This is a genomic window from Arthrobacter sp. H35-D1 (assembly GCF_030063185.1).
Classification (GTDB): domain Bacteria; phylum Actinomycetota; class Actinomycetes; order Actinomycetales; family Micrococcaceae; genus Specibacter.
Map to the genome: position 1 here is coordinate 1 of NZ_JASISP010000053.1, position 3,628 is coordinate 3,628.

Consider the following 3,628-nt stretch of genomic DNA (forward strand, 5'->3'; position numbering starts at 1 on the left):
AATTTCCATGATTTCTCCGTCAGACTTCATATAGAGCCTCTTCCTGGATTGGTTTGGTGCGATTAGACACCGACATCAAACCCCAGGAAGGGGCTCCCGCCGTTAACAACACGGCGATGCTAGAAAAAAGAGTGGGCAGATCTCATGGCCACCAATGGGCATTTCTGCTGGCCATCAGTGGGCAGTTTCGTGGCCGCCTATGGGCAGTTTTTCATGGCCGCTAACAGACGGGGGAACCTTCAATTGCTGGCACATCCAGTCAATCTTGTAGTGTGCCTTCTCCAGCCAAATAAACGCATAATATTCGCCTATCGTTGCTTCGCGGCGAAGAAGGCACTGACTTTTCCCGGAAATTCAATTTCCCGTTTCAGTTCTGCGTTCTCGGCCTGCAGCGCTTTGTACTGCGACCACTCCACCGGGCCGGGGTCCTTGGCACCGGCCTTGGGATGTTCTTCTTTCTACTCCCGCATCCAATTCCCCAACGAGCCATCACTGATCCCGATTTCGTTCGCGACCTGGACGATCGGACGGCCCGAGGAAATCACCAACTCAACAGCCTCGGCCTTGAACTCCGGACTAAATTTACGACGACTAGACATGAAACAGATTCTCCTAAACACTGTCTCACTTCAGGATACGGGCGCAAAGCCTTCCATAACCGACCTCGAACTGGACACTATCCACGAAGCTCTCCCCAACCGAACGCACTCTCCGCAACGAAATCCTGCGTTTCGCTACGCAAACGGGCCGTGAAACCGTTGGCGCCTTCCGGCGGATATAGCCAGCACCGCATTTCCTCGCCGTACACGACAACTCCGAGAAGCAAGCCCTCGCTGATAATCGTTGATAACGTGATTGGTTAGCCCTTCGCCGTCACCACATCCACATGGGTGCCCTTGCTGGGCCATAGGACTTCGGTCGAGGGGCGTCGGACCATCACCTACGATCCGGACGCATATGATGCTGCAGTCGTTGTTCCCATATCATTAGTACACCTCAGTCCTTGATTTCATCGTGATCTTGTTAGCTTTATGGAGTGCGGAGAGCCCGACAAAGTCCGTTCGAGGCACCAGCAGCGGGCATCGTCCCCGTTGACTACAACGCTCCGGCGCAGGCAGTTTTCCAGTCCAGCACCTACCTGCGCGTAGGATCAGAGCATGACCGGACCCGCAGACGCTTTTGGCCCGATACTGGAAGTGATGTCGTGGGTGGGGTTTATTCTCGGGATTCCGCTGGTTATTGCGGGCTGGATCGTGGCCAATCGCCGTTGCCAATGGATCAACACAACTGCTGAAGTTTTCGAAGCTGGCGGATATAAAGGTTTCCGCTGGTCTGATAGCGAAGACACGCCGCACATCTCCTTGCACGATCACGCAGAGACCCAAGGATTGGATGTTGGCACCCGGATCGAGATCCATTACGACCATTGCCACCCTGTCCGGTGGGGGCTGGAGCCGCCCCGAAACGATAACCCTTTCCTGATCATCGGCTGGATACTCATGTGTTTGGCAATCCTGTGTACCGTGGCTGGATTCATCCCGATGATGTTCTGACCCGGGTTTCATGACTAAGATGCTCAGTTAATCAGGGTTCTGCATTTGGCTACGTAGTTGCTGTGGTCCCTTAGCAGCAACTGTGGTAAGAGAGCACTTTGCATCAACAAAGTCCATGCCCGCCAGCCTGAGCGCCCTGCCCTAGAGAGGATAGGACGCCCACCCGGTCTCAGCGGGACAGGTGCTCTGTGTGCTGGCGGTGTGTCTCGGCTATCTGTTCCAGGATTTCTTCTGATTCTGGGTGCTTGTCGCGGTACTTGGTTTCCATGACAGCGATGGCCTTCTCCTCGTCCATGAGCAGGTTGTACACGCGCTCACGCTCGGCCGTATCGGCCGTGTATTCGAGTTCTAGGTAGCTGGTGGCGTGGCGGCGGGCATTGTTGAACACAGTCTGGGCCTTGCCCGACTTGCTCACCAGTGAAGCCACCACAGTGACCGCCAAGACGCCGATGATCACCGTCAGAGACAGCTCTGTTGAAATCTCAAAGACAGGTACGTGCTCGCCACCGTTGATGAACGGCAGGTTGTTCTCATGCAGTGCATGCAGTGCATGCAGTACCAGCTTGACACCAATGAAGGCCAAGATGGTGGCCAGGCCGTAGGACAGGTAGATCAACCGGTCCAGCAGGCCGTCAAGGAGGAAGTACAGCTGGCGTAGGCCCATGAGAGAGAACGCGGTGGCTGTGAAGACAATGTACACGTTCTGGGTCAGGCCGAAGATTGCCGGAATGGAATCCAGCGCGAAGAGTAGGTCGGTGCCGCCAATGGCCACCATGACCAGCAGCATCGGGGTGAGGACCTTCTTGCCGTCGATCTTAGTGACGAGCTTGTCGCCGTCGTAGTGCTCGGAGGTGTTGAAGAAGCGCTTGGCCAGCTTGATGATGAAGTTGTCCGCTTCGTCGCCACCGCTGTCCTCGCCCTTGAGTAAGTTGCCGGCAGTGATGAGCAAAATGATGCCGAAGATATAGAACATCCAGGACCAGGCGTTAATGAGGGCGGCACCAGCGAAGATGAAGCCGGTGCGGGCAATCAGAGCAAAGACGATGCCGACCAGCAGAACCTTCTGCTGGTCTTCGCGGGGCACCTTGAAGCTGGCCATGATGACCAGGAAAACAAAGAGGTTATCAACGCTCAGTGCCTTCTCGGTGACGTACCCGGCGAAGTACTCTTTCCCCATCGTTGAGTCACCAAAGACGAGCACTACAATGCCAAAGACAACAGCCAGACCTACGTAGATCGCGGACCAGACGGCCGCTTCTTTTAGGGTGGGGATGTGCGCTTTGCGTATGTGGAAGAAGTAGTCAAAGGCCAGCAGGCCGAGAATGACCACAATGGTAATGCCCCAAATCAGGGGTGAAACAGTCATGACTTTAACTTTCGGTAGGAGGCAGCGACAATCGCCGCAAGTCTCTCCACCGGCTTAATGACAAACCGGACACTGAACCCGGCAGGGCATCGTTGCTCTACGTGTTGACGGATTCAGCGCTGCGGGATACTCCCCTACGCTTTGCCCATCATATCCGATCCTGCCGTTAACCTAAACCGAATCCTGGGGGCGAGTGTCAATAGGCCCTTAATGCAACCATCGTCGCACAGGCCAACACATAGTTGACCGTTCAGTTCAGGCACGGGAACGCTTGAACGGGTCTTCCTTGCTCAGTTGCCTATTGCGTGAGACTCCCCGTCTCACGCAATAGCTGACCGGCACAGTGGAAAATTAAACGAAGGAGGAGAGGACATCCCTCTCCTCTCCCCCCGCTGGAAATATTGCCTCCACCGGGCCTGTCATTTTCAGACGGCGACTGCACACAGAGCTCGTCAGCACATCAACTCCTCACCCGAAGGAAGAACATCCAGTGGGATGGTCAACTCGCAGCGACCTGCAAGGGCGGTCTAGTGTAGTGTCTCAGTTTTCCTTGACGGTTTGGAGGGCGACGCGGCCGCGGGAGACTTTTTCGAGGATGGAGTCGGCGGGTGCCGTCCAGAAGAAGGGCTTCGGGTTTTTGTTGTTGTTGTTGATCTGGATATATTCCTCGATTTTTTCGATCAGCTCTGGTACTGAGTGAAAGACTCCC

General features: G+C 55.2%; 3 protein-coding genes. 1 reads left to right on the plus strand and 2 read right to left on the minus strand.

What is annotated here, in order from left to right; genetic code table 11:
* Positions 1 to 458: 458 nt before the first annotated feature.
* Positions 459 to 599 carry a transposase gene (locus QMG25_RS20700; RefSeq protein ID WP_502866463.1) on the minus strand — a complete coding sequence of 47 codons (141 nt, stop codon included), beginning with the start codon at positions 597 to 599 and terminating at the stop codon, positions 459 to 461.
* A gap of 558 nt (positions 600 to 1,157) precedes the next feature.
* Between QMG25_RS20700 and QMG25_RS20120 the strand changes: the two genes are divergently transcribed.
* The gene (locus QMG25_RS20120; protein WP_283462879.1) at positions 1,158 to 1,553 is read left to right on the plus strand and encodes a hypothetical protein; all 396 of its coding nucleotides are present in this window, start codon (positions 1,158 to 1,160) and stop codon (positions 1,551 to 1,553) included.
* A 169-nt stretch (positions 1,554 to 1,722) separates the two neighbouring features.
* Here QMG25_RS20120 and QMG25_RS20125 read toward each other — a convergent pair whose 3' ends face one another.
* Positions 1,723 to 2,919 (minus strand): TerC family protein, encoded by a 1,197-nt coding sequence (locus QMG25_RS20125; RefSeq protein WP_283462881.1) that lies wholly within the window; start codon positions 2,917 to 2,919, stop codon positions 1,723 to 1,725.
* Positions 2,920 to 3,628 lie beyond the last annotated feature (709 nt).